This is a genomic window from Streptomyces sp. BE303 (assembly GCF_036290945.1).
GTDB lineage: Bacteria > Actinomycetota > Actinomycetes > Streptomycetales > Streptomycetaceae > Kitasatospora.
Genome location: NZ_JAQYWZ010000870.1, coordinates 1 through 283, shown reverse-complemented (window position 1 = coordinate 283; position 283 = coordinate 1). Strand labels below are relative to the sequence as shown.

Below are 283 nucleotides of genomic sequence, written 5' to 3'. Positions count from 1 at the left end.
CTCCATCGGCGCCCTGCCCCTGACCGTCGCCCGCGACGCCGACTGCCAAGTCGCCTACCTTCCAGGCCTCGCCATGCGACGAATCGCCGACCTCTACCCCGGCGAGGCGAAGACCGACGCCAAGGACGCCGCCGTGATCGCCGACGCGGCCCGCACCATGCCCCACACCCTGCGCACGCTGGAACTCACCGACGAGATCACCGCCGAACTCACCGTCCTGACCGGGTTCGACCAGGACCTCGCCGCCGAGGCCACCCGCACCTCCAACCGGATACGCGGCCTG

The 283-nt window shown here is 71.4% G+C and carries 1 protein-coding gene; it reads left to right on the top strand.

The window, feature by feature from the left end:
- A partial coding sequence (locus PUR56_RS31265; protein WP_329951443.1) for an IS110 family transposase occupies positions 1 to 283 on the top strand: 283 nt, incomplete at both ends.